This is a genomic window from Acinetobacter sp. NPDC052428 (assembly GCF_044547685.1).
GTDB classification, from domain to species: domain Bacteria; phylum Pseudomonadota; class Gammaproteobacteria; order Pseudomonadales; family Moraxellaceae; genus Acinetobacter; species Acinetobacter lwoffii_G.
Genome location: NZ_JBIUAT010000077.1, coordinates 1 through 1,080, shown reverse-complemented (window position 1 = coordinate 1,080; position 1,080 = coordinate 1). Strand labels below are relative to the sequence as shown.

The 1,080-nt window shown below is 33.1% G+C and carries 1 protein-coding gene; it reads right to left on the bottom strand.

Features of this window, described 5'->3' with window-relative positions:
- Window positions 1-441: 441 nt before the first annotated feature.
- Window positions 442-903, bottom strand: a complete 462-nt coding sequence (locus ACIG3F_RS16130) for a DIP1984 family protein (protein WP_180039238.1) — start codon at window positions 901-903, stop codon at window positions 442-444.
- Window positions 904-1,080 lie beyond the last annotated feature (177 nt).

The window sequence follows — 1,080 nt, the reverse complement described above, 5'->3', positions numbered from 1 at the left end:
TGAGTTTGAAGCAATGTACTATGATAAGATTAACCCGTTAGGTCAGGTGGCCTAACTTAAATAAAAAAGTCTCCGACAAACCCGGTACGGTTCAACTTGTGATTTGAATCTGCTGTTTTCAAAATCTGTCTTTCAGCTCGTTATGCAACAAAGCCGAACCGAATTAAAAATAGAAATGTAGTTGAGCTGGTGCTTGCTCATTTCTTTATTTTTAGTAATTGAGGTGAACATACTGTCAGTACATGGTAGTTATAAGTAACATGTAACTTTGTTCGCACAAAGATTTGAGTTATGCCAAGTGATGGATTGATTTGTACTTAAAATTTTAAGCTTATCCACTTGCTTTGCAAGCCACTACACTTTATTTACAATCCTATGTTGTGGAAGTAAGGGATCTTGTACTCGCCCAGTATGTTCAACTTGATTATATCTAAAGGACTATTAGGCATCAATCAAATCAATTTTCCAATTACTCGACTGAATCAACACATTTAAATCACGTAATTTAAGACTAATATCATCAGCTTGTTTTTGTAGTGATGAAACTGGAATAACTTTATGCCACTTTATTTCCCGCGTACTATAACGATCAGATTCACGAGATGTATTACTTATTGCTGCAGTTAGGGTTTTGTGCTGTTCTACAAATTCATCACGCAAAGTCAATAAAGCAAGTAAAGAACGACCATCATTTAATTTTGTTAAAGCATTAGTTTCATGAATTGCATAACTTAATTTTTGAAATTCTTGAATTAAAGCAAATACTTGTTTTAGTAGTTCATTTGGATCTTCAGATGGTTTATCACCATCTTGTACCAATACATTTGCATTGATACGTTGTTTTAGTGAAATAATTTTTTTTTGTTGATCACTTCGAAGTAAGAGAGCTTCTGCTAATTTCATTTTTCACCTATTAACCAATTAGAATTAAGTTTTAGGGCGTGTCCTCATTTGAAAAATTGGTTTTAAATACTTAAAATCCTCCTTTAAGCTCTTTTGATTTCTATATTTTTTCAATGGCACGTACTCTTCTCACCGATGATATCTGGCAGCAAATTCAAGATACTATGCGATTACACG